General features: G+C 70.3%; 14 protein-coding genes. 5 read left to right on the top strand and 9 right to left on the bottom strand.

Features of this window, described 5'->3' with window-relative positions; translation table 11 throughout:
- Positions 1 to 51: 51 nt before the first annotated feature.
- The 4 genes from C1N91_RS02455 to C1N91_RS02440 are packed head-to-tail and all read right to left on the bottom strand — an operon-like array spanning position 52 to position 5059.
- On the bottom strand, positions 52 to 1209 hold the full coding sequence (locus C1N91_RS02455; RefSeq protein ID WP_254678311.1) for a glycosyltransferase: 1158 nt from the start codon (positions 1207 to 1209) through the stop codon (positions 52 to 54).
- Positions 1164 to 2630, bottom strand: a complete 1467-nt coding sequence (locus tag C1N91_RS02450) for a sugar transferase (protein ID WP_137766457.1) — start codon at positions 2628 to 2630, stop codon at positions 1164 to 1166. Before C1N91_RS02450 ends, C1N91_RS02455 begins: the two co-directional genes overlap by 46 nt.
- Positions 2631 to 2643: 13 nt before the next feature.
- Entirely contained in the window at positions 2644 to 3597 is a 954-nt protein-coding gene (locus tag C1N91_RS02445) for a hypothetical protein (protein WP_137766456.1), read from the bottom strand.
- Between the two features lie 13 nt (positions 3598 to 3610).
- Positions 3611 to 5059: a polysaccharide biosynthesis tyrosine autokinase gene (locus tag C1N91_RS02440; protein ID WP_137766455.1), complete on the bottom strand. Its 1449-nt coding sequence runs from the start codon at positions 5057 to 5059 to the stop codon at positions 3611 to 3613.
- 154 nt (positions 5060 to 5213) lie between these two features.
- Between C1N91_RS02440 and C1N91_RS02435 the strand changes: the two genes are divergently transcribed.
- On the top strand, positions 5214 to 5933 hold the full coding sequence (locus C1N91_RS02435) for a CPBP family intramembrane glutamic endopeptidase (RefSeq protein WP_137766454.1): 720 nt from the start codon (positions 5214 to 5216) through the stop codon (positions 5931 to 5933).
- Between the two features lie 80 nt (positions 5934 to 6013).
- The gene (locus C1N91_RS02430) at positions 6014 to 7012 is read left to right on the top strand and encodes a nuclease-related domain-containing protein (protein ID WP_137766453.1); all 999 of its coding nucleotides are present in this window, start codon (positions 6014 to 6016) and stop codon (positions 7010 to 7012) included.
- A gap of 54 nt (positions 7013 to 7066) precedes the next feature.
- On the opposite strand, the gene C1N91_RS02425 is transcribed toward C1N91_RS02430, so the two are convergent.
- The 4 genes from C1N91_RS02425 to C1N91_RS02415 all read right to left on the bottom strand — a co-directional run bounded on the left by C1N91_RS02425 (position 7067) and on the right by C1N91_RS02415 (position 13001).
- The gene (locus C1N91_RS02425) at positions 7067 to 7624 is read right to left on the bottom strand and encodes an arsenate reductase/protein-tyrosine-phosphatase family protein (RefSeq protein WP_137766452.1); all 558 of its coding nucleotides are present in this window, start codon (positions 7622 to 7624) and stop codon (positions 7067 to 7069) included.
- Positions 7625 to 7626: 2 nt separating this feature from the next.
- Positions 7627 to 8922 (bottom strand): adenylosuccinate synthase, encoded by a 1296-nt coding sequence (locus C1N91_RS02420; protein ID WP_137766451.1) that lies wholly within the window; start codon positions 8920 to 8922, stop codon positions 7627 to 7629.
- A 198-nt stretch (positions 8923 to 9120) separates the two neighbouring features.
- On the bottom strand, positions 9121 to 9291 hold the full coding sequence (locus C1N91_RS16565; RefSeq protein ID WP_153257418.1) for a hypothetical protein: 171 nt from the start codon (positions 9289 to 9291) through the stop codon (positions 9121 to 9123).
- A gap of 131 nt (positions 9292 to 9422) precedes the next feature.
- Positions 9423 to 13001, bottom strand: coding sequence for a S8 family peptidase (locus C1N91_RS02415; protein ID WP_175415878.1), 3579 nt, complete (start codon positions 12999 to 13001; stop codon positions 9423 to 9425).
- A 243-nt stretch (positions 13002 to 13244) separates the two neighbouring features.
- Here C1N91_RS02415 and C1N91_RS02410 point away from each other — a divergent pair, with 243 nt between their 5' ends.
- From C1N91_RS02410 to C1N91_RS02400, 3 genes are read left to right on the top strand one after another with little or no spacing between them, the layout of a single operon-like run.
- Positions 13245 to 13931, top strand: coding sequence for a TetR/AcrR family transcriptional regulator (locus C1N91_RS02410; protein WP_254678310.1), 687 nt, complete (start codon positions 13245 to 13247; stop codon positions 13929 to 13931).
- Positions 13928 to 14635, top strand: a complete 708-nt coding sequence (locus C1N91_RS02405; RefSeq protein WP_137766448.1) for a hypothetical protein — start codon at positions 13928 to 13930, stop codon at positions 14633 to 14635. Before C1N91_RS02410 ends, C1N91_RS02405 begins: the two co-directional genes overlap by 4 nt.
- Positions 14632 to 16701 (top strand): YhgE/Pip domain-containing protein, encoded by a 2070-nt coding sequence (locus tag C1N91_RS02400; RefSeq protein WP_137766447.1) that lies wholly within the window; start codon positions 14632 to 14634, stop codon positions 16699 to 16701. The genes C1N91_RS02405 and C1N91_RS02400 overlap by 4 nt, the downstream gene beginning before the upstream one ends.
- A 153-nt stretch (positions 16702 to 16854) precedes the next feature.
- On the opposite strand, the gene C1N91_RS02395 is transcribed toward C1N91_RS02400, so the two are convergent.
- Positions 16855 to 17658: an NAD-dependent epimerase/dehydratase family protein gene (locus tag C1N91_RS02395; protein ID WP_058730125.1), complete on the bottom strand. Its 804-nt coding sequence runs from the start codon at positions 17656 to 17658 to the stop codon at positions 16855 to 16857.
- Between the last annotated feature and the right edge of the window lie 9 nt (positions 17659 to 17667).

Genomic DNA, 17667 nt, shown 5'->3' with positions numbered 1-17667 from the left:
CTGATCCGGCCTCGGACAGAGAACCCTGGTCGATAATCAGCCGTTTGATCGTCACCGGCTGCGGCCTCTCAGCTCGCCACTTAGCACTTTATTATAAGCATCATTGACCTTCCGCCACGTGTAGCGCTCCTTGGCTCGTGCCATCGACGCTTCGCTCTCCGTGGTTTGACGGTCGGGGTCGTTCATCAGCGCAATCACGTTGTTTGCGATCGAGTTCGAGTCCGGCTCCGCGAAGGTGGCATCGTCTCCCAGAACTTCTCGGTTGTAGACGGTGTCTCTCGCGACGATCGGAGCACCCAGCATCATCGCTTGGACGAGCGCGGGATTCGTTCCGCCCACACTATGCCCATGGAAGTACACGCCGGCATGCTGCCAGAGTCCATGAAGCAGGCGATCGTCAGAGACGTGTCCCAACCAGCGCACGCGCGAGTGTGCGCTAGCGAGCGCCTGCGCCTCCTCGTCGAACCTGCCTCCATACCCAGTGGACCCGACTATGACGACGTCGTGTTGCTCTGAGATGGCCGGAACTGCAGCGAAGAATTCAGCAACGGTATTTTCGGGCACGAAGCGAGCAACAAGCAGGACATATGTTCGACTCGTGAGGCCGAGCGGCACAGCGGCGATCGGGGCTTCGTCTGCTCCGTAAGGAATGAACACGCTCTCCCGTCGGAAACGCGCACTCCAGTAGCGACCAATCGCTGCCGCATCTACTATCAGCGTGTTGGCGAACAATGCCGAAAGGCGCGCACCCACGCGGAAGACTATCTTTGCAACGCGACCCCACTTAGCGCGCTCCCATTCGATGCCGTCGACGTTCATAACGACAGGGATCCCGCGCAGCCGAAGAAGCGGGAGCCAAAACCCGTTAGCTACGTTCATGACTAGCGCCACATCCGCACCCCGCACAAGCGCGTGAATCGTGCTGGAGAGCCCGTATGAAAGCGTACTGAGGGCCTTCGACTCTACGCCGCGCGTTACGGGCGTTAGGACTCGCCCATCGAATTCCGACGTCTCGGAGCGCAAATCTTTCCGGCTGTAAACGACGACTTCCCAGCCCTCATCCGCAAGGTGAGGAGCAATGTGACGAACCGCTGTCTCAAATCCGCCATAGTAGCTGGGATAGCCGCGCGTCCCGATAACAACGACTCGCGGGCTCGTGCGTTTCAAAATGCTCCCTCGCTTGCGGCAACAGCTCGCAACGTTCTCCACAAAATTAGAGTATCTCCGACCATCGACCAGTTCTCGACGTAGTACAAGTCGAGCCGCACCGAGTCTTCCCACGAGAGGTTCGATCGCCCGCTGACCTGCCAGAGCCCCGTCATCCCCGGCTTCACCAAGAACCTCCGGTGCACGTGCTGGTCGTAGCGCTCGACCTCACGGAAGAGCGGCGGCCGTGGGCCGACCAGCGACATCGTGCCGACGAACACGTTGAAGAGCTGCGTGAGTTCATCCAAGCTGTACCGCCGCATGAACGCTCCGACCCGCGTGACGCGAGGGTCGTTCTTCATCTTGAACAGCACCGCGTTGCCCTCAGCGCGGTCGAGCGCGCTCAGCTCCTGCAGCCGCTGCTCGGCGTCGACGACCATCGAGCGGAACTTGATCATGTGGAACGTCGACCCGTTCAGACCCACGCGCTCCTGCAGGAAGAACACCGGGCCGGGCGACGTCAGTTTTACGAGCAGTGCGAGCACGAGCAGGACCGGTGACAGGACGATGATGAGCGCCGCCGACCCGACCAGGTCGAACGCCCGCTTCGTGTACAGCTTCCGCCCCGAGTACGTCGGCGTCTCGACGTGGATGAGCGGAAGTCCCTGTACCGGACGGGTGTGGATGCGCGGACCACCGATGTCGGTCAGGCTCGGCGCAACGACCAGGTGCTGGCGCCCGGGTTCGAGCGACCAGCTGAGTTGCCGGACGCGCTCGGGCGGTAGGTCGTCGGAACTGGTGATGACGACGGTGTCCGCGCCGGTCGTCGCCAAGGCTGCGGGAACCTCGTCGATTCCACCGTGGCTCTCGATCGTCGATCCCGGCAGCAGCCCGCGACTGCCGTCAGCGACGGCGGCGCCCACGACGCGGTACCCCGCTTCCGGCGTCCGCGCGAGCTCCCGCGCGATGTGGAGCACGCTCGGCGTCGAACCGACGAGCAGCACCTTCGCCGAGTAGCCGCCGTGCTTGCGCTCGGCGACGAGCCACTGGCGCCACATCCAGCGCGAGAGCAGCAGCACGAGGATGCCGATGGGGAAGGCGATGAGGACGTAGCCGCGCGCCAGGTCGACGTGGAGCAGGAACGCGGCGATCGCGAGCAGCCCGAACACGCGGACGCTCGAGTCGGCGACGAGACGGTACTCGGTACTCCCGACGCCGATCACGCGGTTCCCCCTGGTGTCGTACAGCGCCAAGGCAGCCATCCACACGATGATCACCACGAGGGAGATCCCGGTGTAGCTCAGCCGCAGGTCCGCGGTGTTCGTCGCGAGGTTCGAGTCGAGACCGAGCCAGGCGATCTGCACCCCGAACACGACCCAGCTGAGCGCGAGCAGGTCAGTCAGCAGCACCCGTCGCGAGTACGTGCGGCTCCATTCCTGGGTGCTGCCGGTCGAGATCGGCTGCCGGACGGCTTCGGCGGTCATCGGTGACGCTCCGTCACCATGTCGCCCCGCCGTTCTTCGAGATGGCCACGCCGCCGTCGGACCACATCCACACGGACTGCCCCGCCCGGTCGAGTGCGATCGGACGCTCGGTCGGCACCGGGTTGCATCCGATGGGTGTGGTCGTCGTCGCCGCCGTCACGCCAGAGGCGCGCATGGTCTCGATCTGCACGCCGTCGCAACTCGCGGTCCCGACGCGGGCCAGCGTGTACTCGGCACCGTCGACGGCGATCGCTCGCACACCGTCGATCGGCACGTCCACCCAGGAACCCGTCCCCGAGCGCCAGTCGAGCTGGTCGTCGCAGGCGACGAGCGTCGTGCTGTCCCCACGGAAGACGTCCGCAGGGTCCGCGCACGGCGGGTCGACGACATCACTGCCCAGCGCGAGCCCCTGTTCGGTGATCCCCGCGCCGGCCGCGCCGGCCGCGCCGTCGGTCCAGGTCCCGCCGTCGTCGGTGGACGTTCGCACCTCGGTCGCGCACGCGTCGCCGGTCCCGACCAGCACGCTCACCCCGGACGACGTGGCGCGCAGCGCCGCGATCGTGCGCACGTCAGTGTCGAGCTCGACCGCCTGCCACTTCTTGCCACCATCGGTCGTGTGCTCCAGCACCACCTCGGGATCGGCACAGGTCGCACTGGAGGCGCGCCATGCCTCCAGACCGTCGATGGCGGACAGCAGGTGCCTGGCGGAACCCGCGCCGTCTGCTGCCGGACCACCGGTCGCCGTCGCGGACGGAGACTGCCGCGGCGTCGCGGGGGCCGTCGCGGTCGCTCCGAAGGTGGGGACGGGCCGAGGCTGTCCCACCGCCTCCGGTGCGGTACGGGCGAGCGCCAGGGCAACGAGGACGACGTCGATGACGACGAGCGCGACGACGACGACGGCGACACCGACCAGCGTGGTGCGCGGCAGCCCTCTCCCGAGGCTTCGGGCCCCCCGGCTCGGACTCATCGCGCGGCCGCCGTCAACGGTCGGCTCGGCGGACGACGCCGAGCTTGCCGCGGCTCTTGCCGGAAGAGCGTGCGGGCGGTTGCGTGGGCTCTGCTTCGTCCAGGCCGTACCCGTATCCGTACCCGTAGCGGCCGTAGCCGTACGCACCCGGGCCCTTGAGCGGCATCATCGTGATGACGAAACCGGCGATCGGAGCCCCGACGTTCTCGAGCGAGGCGACGGCGGCGGCGAGTTGGCCCTTGAGGGTCTTGCCGGACGCGACGGCCAGGATGGCACCGGACGCCTTCTTCGACAGGATCGCGGCGTCGGTGACCGGCAGCAGCGGCGGCGCGTCGAAGAGCACGTAGTCGAACTGCTGCTCGAGCGTGCCGATCAGGTCCTGCATGGCCTTCGAGCCGAGGAGCTCCGACGGGTTCGGCGGGATCTGCCCGGCGGGCAGGACGACCATGTTGCCGCGGCCCCAGGGCTGCGCGACGTCCTCCAGGCTGGCGCGACCGATGAGCACGTCGGTCAGACCGGCGGAGCCGTCGACCTCCATGTACTCGCCGACGCGCGGTCGGCGGAGGTCGGCGTCGATCAGGATGACCTTGAAGCCGGCGCTGTCGAGCGCGATGGCCAGGTTCGCGACCGTCGTGCTCTTGCCCTCGGACTGCATCGACGACGTCATGACGAACGTGCGCGAGCCGGTGCCGAGGTCGAGGAACTGCAGGTTCGTGCGGAGCGTCCGGAAGGACTCGGCGCGCGGGCTGCGCGGATCGGCCTGCACGATGAGCGGGCGCTCGGACGCCTTGCTGTCGTAGGCGATACCGCCGACGACGGGCTTCGCACTGATCTTCTCGACGTCCTGCTCCGTGCGGACGCGGTTGTCGAGCGTCTCGCGCAGCACCGCGATGCCGACACCGAGGGCCAGACCGACGAGCAGACCGAGAGCGATGTTCACCGGGACGTTCGGGCTGACCGGCTTCAGCGGCACGTCGGCCTGCTTCACCCGGGTGAGCTTGACCGTGCTCGTGCCGTCTGCGTCGGTCGCCTCGATCTTCTCGACCACGTTCGTCAGGCTCTGCGATGTCGCGTTCGCGATCTCGGTCGCGCGGACGGGGTTCGTGTCGTTCACGGTGATCGAGATCAGGGTCGTGCTCGTCGGGGCCGTCGCGGAGACCATCGTCGCGAGCTGGTCGGCGTTCATGTCGAGCCCGAGCGACGAGATCACCGGCAGGAGCACGATCGGCGTCTGCACCAGGTTCGAGTACGTCAGCACGCGCTGCTGCGTGAAGGTGTTGCCCTGCGCCAGGTCACTCGCACTTCCTGACGTCTCCGTCGACACGAACACCTGTGCCGAGGCGGAGTACACCGGCTTCTTCAGCAGGGAGAAGCCGGCTGCGGCAGCCACCCCCACCAGGGCGAGCACCACGATGAGCACCCACCCCTTACGGAGCACTGTGATGTAGTCGCGCAGTTCCACGCGGCCGTCCTTCCCCGATCCTCGCCGTTCCTGTGGTCCCAGCACAGGTTCCGCGAGGGTTGTCCCAGCAGACGGCATTCAAATAGTGCCACACGGATGAGACTCGCTCGGCTGTTTTCTCGATCCGGCCGCCGGGGTCCTCTACGCTCGGCGCATGACCTCCGAGCCGGAAGTGGCCACGAACCAGCCCTCGACCGCCCGGCAACGTGACCTCGTCGCCCTGCTCATCGCCCTCGTCGTGGCTGTCGTGCTCGCCCGGATCGTGAGCACCCTGACGCTGCGCGGTGCGGTCCCCGGGCCGGTGCTCCAGGTCCTGCTCGGCGACGTCGCGGTCTGGGTGCCGCTCGTGTTCGGCATCGTCTGGGTCGTGCGGCGGACGGGCCGCGACCTGTTCGGACGCTTTCGGGTCGACCTCGGCGACCTCGTGTTCGCGCTCGGGATCGTGATCCTGACGCGGGTGTTCGACGCCGTGCTCGCGCTGTCGTTCACCGGGACGAGCGGTCTGCAGCCCGCGCCGTCGCTCGGCACCCCGGACATCGGGCTGCTGCTCGTGTCGGCGGTCGGCATCGTGCTCGTCAGCCCCGTGCTCGAGGAACTCTTCTTCCGCGGGCTGTTCCAGCGCCTGCTCGCCGTGGAGCTCACGCCCCGCACGCGCTGGCTCGCCGTCCTGGTGACGGCGTTCCTGTTCGCGCTGTCCCACCTGTTCCTCGGCTCGGCGACGACGTCGCTCGGCGGGGTGCAGGTGTTCCTGACGACGTTCGTGCTCGGGCTGCTGACCGGCACCCTGGTCGCCATGACCAACCGCATCGGCGGTGCGATCGTGGCGCACGTGCTGTTCAACGCGGTGGCGGTCGTCGCGACCTGGCCGCGCTGACCCGCAGAGCTGCACGGCGTCCTGCCGGACTCGCCGCAGCCGGAGGCCTCTCGCGCGCCGGGCTGTGATGAGGTGAATCCATGACCAGCGACCTCGTGCCGTGGGTGGTCGCCGGGGGGCTCGCGATCGTCGTGGTCGTCCTGGTGATCGTCCTGCGGCGGACCCAGTCCTCCAACCGTGCCGCCCTGTCCGACGCCGAGGTCAGACTCGACCACCGCACCGGCACCCTCGAGCGGGAACACCGCGAGCGGACCGCCGCTGCCGAGGCCGAACACGGCCGCCAGCTCGCCGGTGCCGAGGCCGCGCGCCAGCAGGCCCTCGCCGAGGCAGAGGCCGGTCGCGCCCTCGCTCGGACAGGCATGCGGTGGGAGGAGGCCTCGCAGCGCACGATCCTCGAGGTCTGCAAGGCCGCCGGGATCAACGGTGCCCTGCTGACGAACGTCGTGTTCGTGCCGGTGGCCCAGGGCGAGCGGGATCGCGACCGCAGCTACGCCGCCCAGCTCGACCACGTGCTCGTGTTCGAGTCCGGGCACGTGCTGGTCATCGAGAACAAGCGTTGGAACGGCATCGTGTTCGACGGCCGCAAGCCGAGCGCCGTGCACCACGCCTTCCGCAACCTGCTCGACGAGTCGTCGCTGACCGGGTCGTTCGCGATCCAGGTGCGCAGCCGGCGCGTGCTCGACTCCGCCGACGACGTCGAGCACTGGTGGCAGGTCCGCGTGCAGTCCGGTGGGAACGCCCCGACGCGTCAGGTCCGGCAGCAGGCCCGGCGTCTGCAGCGCTTCCTGGCGGACGAGGACGGCAACGGGCCGCAGTGGGTGGACTCGTGCGTGTTCTACTCGGGGGACGCCGCCGCGTACGTGAACCCCGAGGACCGCAGCACGAGCACGACACCGACCGGGCGTTCGGCGACGACGGCCGTCGTGACGAACGACAACGAGATGCGTGGCCTGATCACCGATCTGGCACGCAAGCACGCCGTGCCGAACCGTGCCCGCACCGACGCCGTCGTGCGGCAGCTGGCCGGTCAGGGCGCTCACACCATCACCGTCGGGACGTACCGCCTGCCGGAGGCGTGAGCTGAGACGACGAAGCCCCCGCCACGACGGCGGGGGCTTCGACGTGCAACACCGTCAGCGCAGCGCGCGCAGGGCGTCAGTGATCGGGGCCAGCGCCGCGTCGATCTCGTCGGCGACCCGCACGTGGGTCTCCTCCGACCGACGGTAGGGGTCGTCCACGTCGTCGTCCGCCGGGTCGGCGGGCGGCGGCACGGTCCCCCGGAGCCGGGCGACCCGGTCGACCAGGTCCTGCGCGGTCGCGATGCCGGCCAGGTCGCCCGGTTCGAGCCCGTTGAGCACCCGCGCGAACTGCTTGATTGTGAACGCCCGCTTCGCCGCCCGCGGCGCGAGCGACACCACGGCCGCGCGGTGCGAGCGCTCCGCGGTGAGCACGAGGTCGGCCGACGCCGCGATCTGCTCGGTCAGGTAGCGCGACCGGTGCGTCGTCGGGTCACCGCCGAGACGGGCCGACTGCGCCGCAGCCGTCTCGTCCATCAGGGCACCGTCGTCGGCGATGGTGCCGGCCGACTCGACCGTGAACGCCGGGGCGTCCGGGCCGAGCCGGGCCTCGAGCACCTGGGCGCCGAGGGGCGAGCGGCAGATGTTGCCGCTGCAGACGAACAGGATCCGCATGCTCAGGACGCCGCGCCGAGCAGGTCGTGGCGGACCACGATCGCGTCACGGCCCGGGCCGACACCGATCGCCGAGATCCGCGCGCCGGACATCGCCTCGATCGACAGCACGTAGTCCTGCGCGGTCTTCGGCAGGTCCTCGAACGAGCGGGCGCCCGTGATGTCCTCGGTCCAGCCCGGGAACTCCTCGTAGATCGGCTTCGCGTGGTGGAAGTCCGACTGGTTCACGGGGACCTCGTCCACGCGCTCGCCGTCGACCTCGTACGCCACGCAGACCGGGATGGTCTCGAGGCCGGTCAGCACGTCGAGCTTCGTCAGCACGAAGTCGGTCACGCCGTTGATGCGCGCCGTGTAGCGGGCGATCGGGGCGTCGTACCAGCCACAGCGACGCGGACGACCGGTCGTGGTGCCGAACTCGAAGCCGTTGGCGCGGAGGAACTCCCCCGACTCGTCGAACAGCTCGGTCGGGAACGGGCCGGCGCCGACGCGCGTCGTGTACGCCTTGACGATGCCGATGATGCGCTCGAGCTTGCCCGGGCCAATCCCCGAGCCAGTCGCGGCACCGCCGGCGGTCGCCGACGACGAGGTCACGAACGGGTAGGTGCCGTGGTCGACGTCGAGCATCGTGGCCTGGCCGGCCTCGAACAGGACCGTGTCGCCCCGCTCGAGCGCCCGGTGGATCTCGAGCGCGGTGTCGGCGACCATCGGGCGCAGGCGCTCGGCGAAGGACAGCAGCGACTCGACGACCTCGTCCGCGTCGATCGCGCGGCGGTTGAAGACCTTGACGAGCAGGTGGTTCTTCTGGTCGAGGGCAGCCTCGACCTTCTGCCGCAGGATGTTCTCGTCGAAGATGTCCTGGATGCGGATGCCGACGCGGTTGATCTTGTCGGCGTAGGTCGGGCCGATGCCGCGACCGGTGGTGCCGATCTGGCGCTTGCCGAGGAACCGCTCGGTCACCTTGTCGATGGTGCGGTGATAGTGCGTGATGACGTGCGCGTTCGCGGACACCAGGAGCTTCGAGACGTCGACACCGCGGGCGCGGAGCGCGTCGAGCTCCTGGAACAGGACCTCGAGGTCGACGACGACGCCGTTGCCGATGATCGGGGTCACACCGGGCGTCAGGATGCCGGACGGCAGCAGGTGGAGCGCGTACTTCTCGCCGCCGACGACGACGGTGTGGCCGGCGTTGTTGCCGCCGTTGAACTTCACGACGTAGTCGATGCGCGAGCCGAGGAGGTCGGTTGCCTTCCCCTTGCCCTCGTCACCCCACTGGGCACCGATGATGACTGCTGCGGGCATGGAGGTTCTCCTCACGTTGGCGGAGGACCGCACCGGCGGGCTGGGCCGATGGTCCACCCGAGTCTATCGACTGTCCACCTGCACGCCACCCGCCTGTGGAGAACGCACCACAACAGGAGCCCGGACCACCCGACGGACGGGAGGCGCGGTGCCAGCTGGCACCGCGCCTCCCGTCCGTCAGGTGGTGACGTTCCGCGATCAGGCGCGGAAGAAGTCCTGGTACGACGGGTCGCCGACCGGCTGGGCGTGACCCGGCTGCGCGAGTCGTTCCTCGACCATGGCCTGGAGTGCGTCGGGCGGGGTCAGCCCACGGCGCCGCCACTCCATCGGGTTGGCCCGGAGCTGCATCAGGGAGGTGTGGGATCGCATGCGACAACTCTCGCACCGATTGCCTAGTTCGCCTAACTACATGTCCGATCGCCGCACTCTGCATCGCGCCCTGTGACAGCCGGAGACGACGAACGCCCCGCCACCGGTCGGTGGCGGGGCGTCCGTGTCGATCACTTCTTGCGGGGTTCCACCTTCGCGGTCTGGCCCGAGGTCGCCGTCCCGTCCTGGTAGCCCGTCGCCTTCGCCGTCACCGTCACGGAGAAGCGGTGGCCCGCGTCCGCCGTGCCGAGCGCGTAGCGCTGACCGGTCGCTCCCGTGACCGCGACACCGTCACGGAGCCACTGGTACGAGTACGACACCTTCTTGCCGTCCCACGAGCCCGGGTTCGCCTTGAGCGTCTTGCCGACCTTCGGGGTGCCCGAGATCGTGACGGCGCTGCCCTCACGCAGGGTGAGCGTCGGCGCGGTCTGCGCCGCCTGCAGCACGTCCGCCTGGTCGCCCACCGCGTTACCGAGGTGGAGCAGCAGGACCCGGGCGTTCGTGGCGTCCGCCTGGCGCGTGACCTGCAGCGAGCCCTTGTCCGCGAAGAGGACACCGGAGGTGCCGCCCTGCGCGAAGGCGAGCGCCGGCTTCGACGGGTCGAACGTGGCCGAGTCGGTCTCGTCGACGACGTAGGAGCCGCTGGTGGCCAGGGCCGGGGCGTACGCCGACTCGGTCAGGACCGAGTAGTCGAACGCACCGGTCGCACCGATCGCGGATGCCGACACCGTCAGCACCTTGACGGCGCTGTCGAACGTGTTGACGTCCTGCCCCGCGGTGCCGCCGTTGAGCGGCTGCGAGTCGACCGTCTTGCCCGTCGCCAGGTCCACCGTGGTGGCGAACGTCGCGTCGACCGTGGCCGACTTGGCGTCGTACACCAGGTAGTCCGGCGTGCCGTCGCGGTTCGTGTCGATGAGGACCTCGACGTTGGTCACCGCGCCGGGGTTCGCGTCGGCACCGGCGGTCTGGACGCCGAAGGCGAGCGTGCCCGACGCCGTGTCGACGTTCGCGCCGTAGGCCCGGATGTCCGCGGCCTGCAGGGACTGCTGCGCCGAACCGGCGGGCAGGGGCTCCTGCGGGTCGGTCCCGCCCAGCACGAACGGTGCGACGACCGAGTGGTACCCGGTGACGGCGTCGCCCTGGTCGACCGAGCGGCCGGTGAGCGCGAGCTCCGCGGTCGTGGTCGAGCCCGAGAACGCGATGTCCTTGCCGTGCACGGCGCTGACCGGCTTCGGCGCGACGTACGCGCCGAGGCGCATCGGGTTGAGCGACTTGTCGGTGGGCGTGAAGGACACGACGCCGGACTCGGCGGCGACGAACTCACGCTGGTAGCCGGACTGCACCGACTCCTGCGTGGGGTCGATGACGCGACGCAGCTGCGTCGGGTCGGCGATCGTGAACGTCAGCTTGACGGTCGCGGTGCCGTGCGCCGGAGCGGTGACCCGCTTCGTACTCAGCGAGAACGCGACACCCGGCTGGTCCACCTGGGCCTGGTACGCCACGTCGTACGTGTGCGGGCGGCCGTCGGTGTTCTGGATCTGCAGGGTGCGGGACTCGCTGGTCTTGCCGCTGACCTCGACGACACCGTACGAGGCGGTGACGAGCTGGTCGTTCTCGACGCTGCGCACCGTGGTGCCGGCGGTGACCGCCTGCAGCGCATCGACGCGGCCGGTGCCCTGGCGGAGCAGCGTGGCGTTCCGGTCACCCTGCTTGACGTCGTGCGTCGCGGTGTTCATCACGGCGGCCTTCACCTGCGGTGCCGTCCACGACGGGTGCGACTGGAAGGTCAGTGCGACGATGCCGGCCACGTGCGGGGTCGCCATCGAGGTGCCGCTCATCGACATGCGGCCGTTGCCGGTGCCGTTGGCCGCGGAGATCACGTTGACCCCGGGGCCGGCGACGTCCGGCTTGACGATGTCGTCGAACGACCCGTGCACGCCACGGCTGGTGAAGGACGCGAGCGTGTTCACGTTCGCCTGGTCGGTTGCCAGCTGGTAGCCCTTGAGCTCCTGTGCGAACTGCACGTGCAGGGTCCCGGCCTGCGCGGCGGCCTGGAGGCTCGTCACGCTGTCCGAGGTCAGCTCGGCACCCGGGATGGTCGCGTTCCCCGCGATGCCGGAGTCGAAGCTGGTCACCGTCCCGGCGAGCAGGACGCCGACGCCGCCGGCAGCCTGGACGTTGTTGAAACGCACGCCGGAGCCGCACTCGAGCGCCCCGTCGGTCCACTTCAGCCAGGCGACCTTGCCCTTGAGCTTCGCGGCCTCGTCGGCGCTGAACGCCTGGCAGCCGTCGATGTTCGTGGTCGGCACGACGACGTCGCCCTCGACCGGCAGGCTGCCCTGGTAGTTCTGCGAGTACTGCGCGCGGTAGGTGCCGGCGACGTCGGACGGCGCGGTGGCCTCGACGGCGTCGAACAGCGACTGGCCGGTGGCGCTCGCGGCGACGGTCAGGGCGCCCTCGGCGTTGCCCGGCGAGCCACCGATGTCGGTGAAGTCGTCGGCGTTGCCCGAGGCGATGACGGGCAGGACGCCGCGGGCGGTGAGCGCGTCGATCTTCGCGTTGTCGGGGTCGTCCGGTGCGCCGTAGTCGGAGCCGAGCGACAGGTTGAGGACGTTGATGTCCTTGCCCTCGGTCAGCGCCTGGCCGACCCAGTCGAGCGCGGCACCGGTCAGGTCGGTCGATCCGCCGTCGTCACCGAAGACCTTGAGGGCGTAGAGGCCGGCCTCGGGCGCGGTGCCCGGACCGATCCACATGTCCTGGACGGACTGGTTCGTGAGCTTCGTGTAGTCGCCGCGGAACGTCTTCTTGTCCGCGGTCAGGCCGTAGCCCGCGGCGGTGCCGGAGACGTGCGTGCCGTGGTCGCCGCCCTTGCCGTCGATCGGGTTCGCGTCCGGCTTCGGGGTCGGGTCGTAGCCCGCGCTCGAGGAGTCCGCGTTGTAGGTGGGACCGGCGAAGTCGTAGCCGCCGAGGAACTTCTTCCCGTCGTACCAGCTCGGGTCCGGCGCGTTCGTGCTCGCGAGGGCCTGCTGGTACGCCGCCGTGGTGCCCGGGCCGCCGAAGTCGGCCTGGGTGTAGTCGAGGCCGGTGTCGAGGACGGCGATGTTGACGCCCTTGCCCGTGCGCCCGGTCTGCTGCCACGCGTCGAGCGAGCGCGTGTAGATGTCGCTGGCCGCGTTCTTCGGGCTGACGCCGTCCGCGCCCGGCTGCACCAGGTCGGGGTCGACGCCGCTCGGGGCCTTGGACGCGTCGCCCGGGGTCGGGTCGACGATCTTCTTCGGGGTGAGCGGGATGATGCTCTCGACGTCCGAGCGGCTCGCGACGTCACGCAGCGCATCGACGTCGGCGACGACCGCGACGCCGGGGACCGTGTACTCGGTCGAGTACAGCTCGGTGGCCGTCGCGTCCGAGCGCTTCACAGCGGACCGGACGGCGTCGACGGTCGAGGTGATCGCCCGGACGCGCTCCTTCGCGGCGGACGACGGGGTCTTCGACTTCGTCAGGTCGCCGCCCTTCGCCTGCGCGTCGACCTCCAGCGCACCCTGGCCGGTCGTGCGCACGAACGCGGCGACCGTCTTCTGGGGCTTGGCGTCGCGGAGGGGCGCGGCGAGCTTGAGGTCGGCGGCGGAGAGACCGGTCGGCGCGGCGTTCGCAGCTCCGCCGACGGCGAGACCGCCGCAGGACAGGGCGACGGCGGCGATGCCGGCGGTCACCAGGCGCGCGACGCGTGACCGCGTGCGACGCTCGGTGATGGGTGGTTGCTCGGGTACTGCACGGTTCGGTGTTGCACGTGTCACAGGGCGCACTCCTCGGGCTCTGTCCGTGGTGGGAATTCCTGTGAAGTTATGCGTTCGTTCACAGGTGGAACAGTCCGCACTTTGGGGGACTGGCCCTCGTTCGGGGGTACGTGCCCTACTAACTTGCACAGTGGTGTGCACGTTATTACTCTTGACGTCGTGACCAGTACGACCAGGGGCGGGACCACCGCCGACCAGCCCGGGCGCGCTCCCCGACGGGACGCCGCCGAGAACCGCGCTGCCCTGATCGAGGCGGCGAAGCGCGTCCTGCAGCAGGACCCGGACGCCGGGCTCGAGACCATCGCGACCGCCGCCGGACTCTCGCGCCGTGCGGTCTACGGACACTTCCCCTCCCGCGACGACCTGGTGCGCGAGGTCGTGACCGCCGGTGCCGCACGGATCGCCGCCGCGATGCCCGACTCGTCCGCGCTCGTGGCGCTCCCGCCGGCCGCACGGCTCGCCGCCCTCGCGGTCGCGCTGTGGTCCGAGGTGTCGCACGTCCGCCCGATGGCCCGCGTGGCCGTCCGCAGCCCCTTCGCCGAGGCGGTGGCCGAGGTCTTCGCCCCGCTGCGCGCCCAGGTCCGGCAGGCCTGCGCGCTCGGCATCGAGGACGGCTCCATGCGTGACGACGTCGACGCCGAGTCGCTGGCACGGCTCGTCGAGGCGGCGTGCATCGCCGTCCTCGACGAGGCCACCCGGACCGGCACGAGCGACGAGGCCGGGCGGCGCACCGTGGTGCTCTCCGCGCTCGGCACCGCAGGCATCGACTGGCGCACGGCCCTGCTGTCCGAACCGGCCGCCTCCCCCGTACCCGCACCGCAGACCGAGCAGGAGACCCGCGCATGACGCTCGAACTCGACCACGTCGGCATCGGCGACGAGCCCGGTGCCGCGCTGCCCGTCGTCTCCGCCGTCGCGGCTCCCGGGCGTCCGGGAGTCGTCGCCGTCGAGACCGAGCAGGCGCCCGTGCTCGCGTCGCTCGTCGCCGGCGGGCGGATGCGGCCCGACTCCGGCCGGGTGCTGCTCGACGGGCACGAGGACGCCGCTGCCGTCCGGGCGGCATTCGCGCTCGTGGACACCCCCGGGGTCGCCGAGCCGTTCCCCGTCATGACGCTCCGGAAGATCGTGCGCGAGGAGCTCGCGTTCGCCGGGCAGCGGCCCTCGCGCGAGCACGTGGACACCGTGCTCGACGAGCTCGGCATGTCGGAGTACGCCGACACGGCCGTGCAGCGGGTCCCGACGGGCGTGCGGGTGCGGCTGCTCGTGGAGCTCACACTGCTGCGGGACGGGGTCACGGGCATCGTGCTCACCGCGCCCGAGCGGCACGGGGGCGCCGTGGCCGACTGGTTCGCGGTGGTTCGCGACGTCGCCCGTCGGGGCGTCACCGTCGTGCTCGTGACCTCGAAGGCCGCCGCCGACACCGTCGAGCAGCTGCTCGACACGATCCACACCGAGGGTCCCGACGACGCGACCCGGACCGACGGAGGCGACCAGAGCCTCCAGTCCGACCCCGACTCTCCCGCAACCGTCCCGACGGAGGCACCCGCGTGACCATCCCCTCGCTCATCCGCGCCGAACTGGCGCGTCTCACCGCCACGCCGCTCGCCCGGCTGGCGTTCGTCGCCCTCATGGTGGTGCCGCTGCTCTACGGCGGCGCGTACCTGTGGGCGAACCGCGACCCGTACGCGAAGCTCGACCAGATCCCGGCCGCGATCGTCGACCAGGACGCCGGCGCGACGCTCGACGGCGACCGGGTCGACTACGGCAAGGACGTCGCGAAGGAGGCCATCGACGGCGGCGACTTCAAGTGGACCGAGACGACGGCGGCCGACGCACGCTCCGGCGTGCGCAACGGCACCTACGACTTCGTCGTGACGATCCCGCACGACTTCTCCGAGCACCTGGTGTCGGCGCAGGGTGACGACCCGCAGCGGGCCGAACTCGTCATGACGACCGCGGACACGAACTCGTACCTGGCGTCGACCATCGCGGAGCAGGCGGGCAAGACCATGCGCACGGCCGTCGCCGAGCGGGTCGGCAAGCAGGCCGCGAAGACGCTGCTCGTCGGGCTCGCCGACGTGCGGGACAGCCTGGGCGACGCCGTCGACGGAGCCGGGCAGCTGGCGTCGGGAGCGACCACGGCGGCGGACGGTGCCTCCTCGCTCGCGACCGGCACGCAGCAGTTGTCGGACGGTGCCGCGCAGCTCGCGTCCGGCACCGCCGCGCTGCCGTCGCAGACCGCGCAGCTGAACAGCGGTGCGCAGCAGGTCGCGTCGGGCGCCGCGACCCTGGCGTCCGGACTGCAGTCGGCCCAGCAGCAGACCGCGTCGCTGCCGTCGCAGACCGCGCAGCTGAACGACGGCGCGCAGCGGGTCGCGGCGGGCAACGCTGCGCTCGCGGACAAGGTCGACTCGGTCAGCGCCGACGTCGACGCGGTCCAGCCGATCGACGCGACCGCGGTGCTCGCCCAGATCACGGCGAACCTGCCCGAGGGCGCCACGCTGACGCAGGCGCAGCAGGACGCCATCACCAAGGCCGTCGGCGACGTGAACGGTGCCGGCGCCTCGGCCAAGCAGACCTACGCGTCGACGAAGTCCGCCGTCGACCAGCTCCGCGACGGGTCGGCGCAGGTCGCTGCCGGCACGTCGGCGCTCGCGGCGGCGTCCCCGCAGCTGGCGGACGGCATCGCGTCGGCGTCGAGCGGTGCGTCGCAGCTGGCGTCGGGCTCGTCGCAGGTCGCCGCGGGCACGTCGAAGCTCGCCGCCGCGGCACCGACGCTGTCCTCCGGCGCCGCCTCGCTCGCCGACGGCTCGGCCTCGGCGGCGTCGGGCGCCGCTTCGCTGTCCACCGGGCTGCAGTCGCTCGAGGACGGCTCGAAGGAGCTCGCGGCGAAGCTCGACCAGGGCCGCACGAAGATCCCGGCATCCACGGCGTCGCAGCGGTCCGCGCAGGCGTCCGTCATCTCGGACCCGGTGCAGGTCGGCGACGACAACGTGGCCGCGGCGTCGAACTACGGCGCCGGCCTCGCGCCGTTCTTCATCTCGCTCGCCGCCTGGATCGGCATGTACGCGCTGTTCCTCATCCTCAAGCCGATCTCGAAGCGGGCGATCACCGCCGTGAAGAAGCCGCTGCGCGTGGTGCTCGGCGGATGGCTGACGCCGGCGCTGCTCGGGCTCGTGCAGATGGCGGCGCTGTTCCTGATCGTCCGGTTCGCGCTCGACCTCGACGTGGTGCACGCCGGGCCGACGGTGGCGATCATGGTGCTCGCGTCGGCGACCTTCGCGGCGATCATCATGGCGCTGAACGTGCTGCTCGGGTCGGTCGGGCAGTTCCTCGGCCTGGTGCTCATGCTCGTGCAGCTCGTCACCGCTGGTGGGACCTTCCCGTGGCAGACGCTGCCGGGGCCGTTGGCGGCGCTGCACTTCGCGCTGCCGATGACGTACTCGGTCGACGCGATCCGTCAGACGATGTACGGCGGGTCCTTCGCGGCGGTGTGGTCGGACGCGGGGGTGCTCGCGTGCTGGCTGCTCGGCGCGCTGCTCGTGTCCTACGTCGTCACGGCGCGGCAGACCCGCTCGCGGACGCTGCGCGACCTGCGGCCGAGCCTGATCGGGTAGCGCGGCGCGGCGCGGCGCGGCGCGGCGCGGCGCCCGGCGCGGAGCGGCGCCGCGCCGGCGTGATGCGTTCATGGAGCAGAAGACGTCGGGTCACGGTCACGTACCCGACGTCTTCTGCTCCATCGATGCGCCCTGGTCCTGAGTACAGGCGCGTCAGGTAGACCGACGGCCGAGCGGCACGTCGGCGAGCGCACCGCCGAGGAAGCGCATGTCCTCGTCGGGCAGCGCCGAGCGTTCACCATCGTCGAGCACGATGGCGGCATCGTCGACCGGCACGAAGCCGATGGCCTCCCCGGCACGCAGATCGGCGGGGCTGCCCTGGTTGTGCGAGAGCGCCCAGACGACGTGGTGTCCGGGCTCGCGCAGCCCCAGCGTCGCCCCGACCAGGCGTGCGAGGTCGTCACCGGACGTCCACATCAGCAGCGCCCGACGGCTCGTCGGCCGCTCGCCGAACGCTCCGATCCGGGCGGACACGATCGACATGCCGAAGCGGTCGACGAACAGGCTCCCGAGCATCTCCATCGCGGCCTTCGTCACGCCGTAGTACGTGTCGGGGCGGGGCAGGAGATCCCCCGGGATGCTCGCTGGCGCCTGCTCCGGTTCCGTCACACGGCCGACGGCATGGATCGAGCTCGCCTGCAGCACACGCAACACTCCGGCGGCGGCCGCACGCTCCAGCACGTTCTTCGTACCGGTCAGGTTCACCGCGACGAGTTCGTCCCAGTCGTCCTCGGTCGGGATGCCCGCGAGGTGCACCACGGTGTCCACGCCGGCCAGGGCATCGTCGAGCGTACGGAGATCGGCCACGGAGCCGATGACGAGTCGCTCGCCCGCTGCGACGGGGTCCGCGGGTTCGCGTTCGTCGAACAGCACCAGTTCGTGTCCGGCTTCACGGAGTCTCGGCCGCAGCGCGGTACCGATCCGACCAGCAGCACCCGTCAGCAGCAGCGTCGCCATGCGGCGGAA

The sequence above is a fragment of the Curtobacterium sp. SGAir0471 genome, assembly GCF_005490985.1.
Taxonomy (GTDB): domain Bacteria; phylum Actinomycetota; class Actinomycetes; order Actinomycetales; family Microbacteriaceae; genus Curtobacterium.
Note: the sequence above shows the minus strand (reverse complement) of the source record. Positions and strands in the feature narration are given on the sequence as shown.

Coding starts and splice junctions, on each gene's coding strand:
- C1N91_RS02430 (WP_137766453.1), top strand. CDS start 6,014: ATGACCAGCGACCTCGTGCCGTGGGTGGTCGCCGGGGGGCTCGCGATC.
- C1N91_RS02405 (WP_137766448.1), top strand. CDS start 13,928: ATGACGCTCGAACTCGACCACGTCGGCATCGGCGACGAGCCCGGTGCC.
- C1N91_RS02425 (WP_137766452.1), bottom strand. CDS start 7,624: ATGCGGATCCTGTTCGTCTGCAGCGGCAACATCTGCCGCTCGCCCCTC.
- C1N91_RS02395 (WP_058730125.1), bottom strand. CDS start 17,658: ATGGCGACGCTGCTGCTGACGGGTGCTGCTGGTCGGATCGGTACCGCG.
- C1N91_RS02450 (WP_137766457.1), bottom strand. CDS start 2,630: ATGACCGCCGAAGCCGTCCGGCAGCCGATCTCGACCGGCAGCACCCAG.
- C1N91_RS02435 (WP_137766454.1), top strand. CDS start 5,214: ATGACCTCCGAGCCGGAAGTGGCCACGAACCAGCCCTCGACCGCCCGG.
- C1N91_RS02420 (WP_137766451.1), bottom strand. CDS start 8,922: ATGCCCGCAGCAGTCATCATCGGTGCCCAGTGGGGTGACGAGGGCAAG.
- C1N91_RS16565 (WP_153257418.1), bottom strand. CDS start 9,291: ATGCGATCCCACACCTCCCTGATGCAGCTCCGGGCCAACCCGATGGAG.
- C1N91_RS02445 (WP_137766456.1), bottom strand. CDS start 3,597: ATGAGTCCGAGCCGGGGGGCCCGAAGCCTCGGGAGAGGGCTGCCGCGC.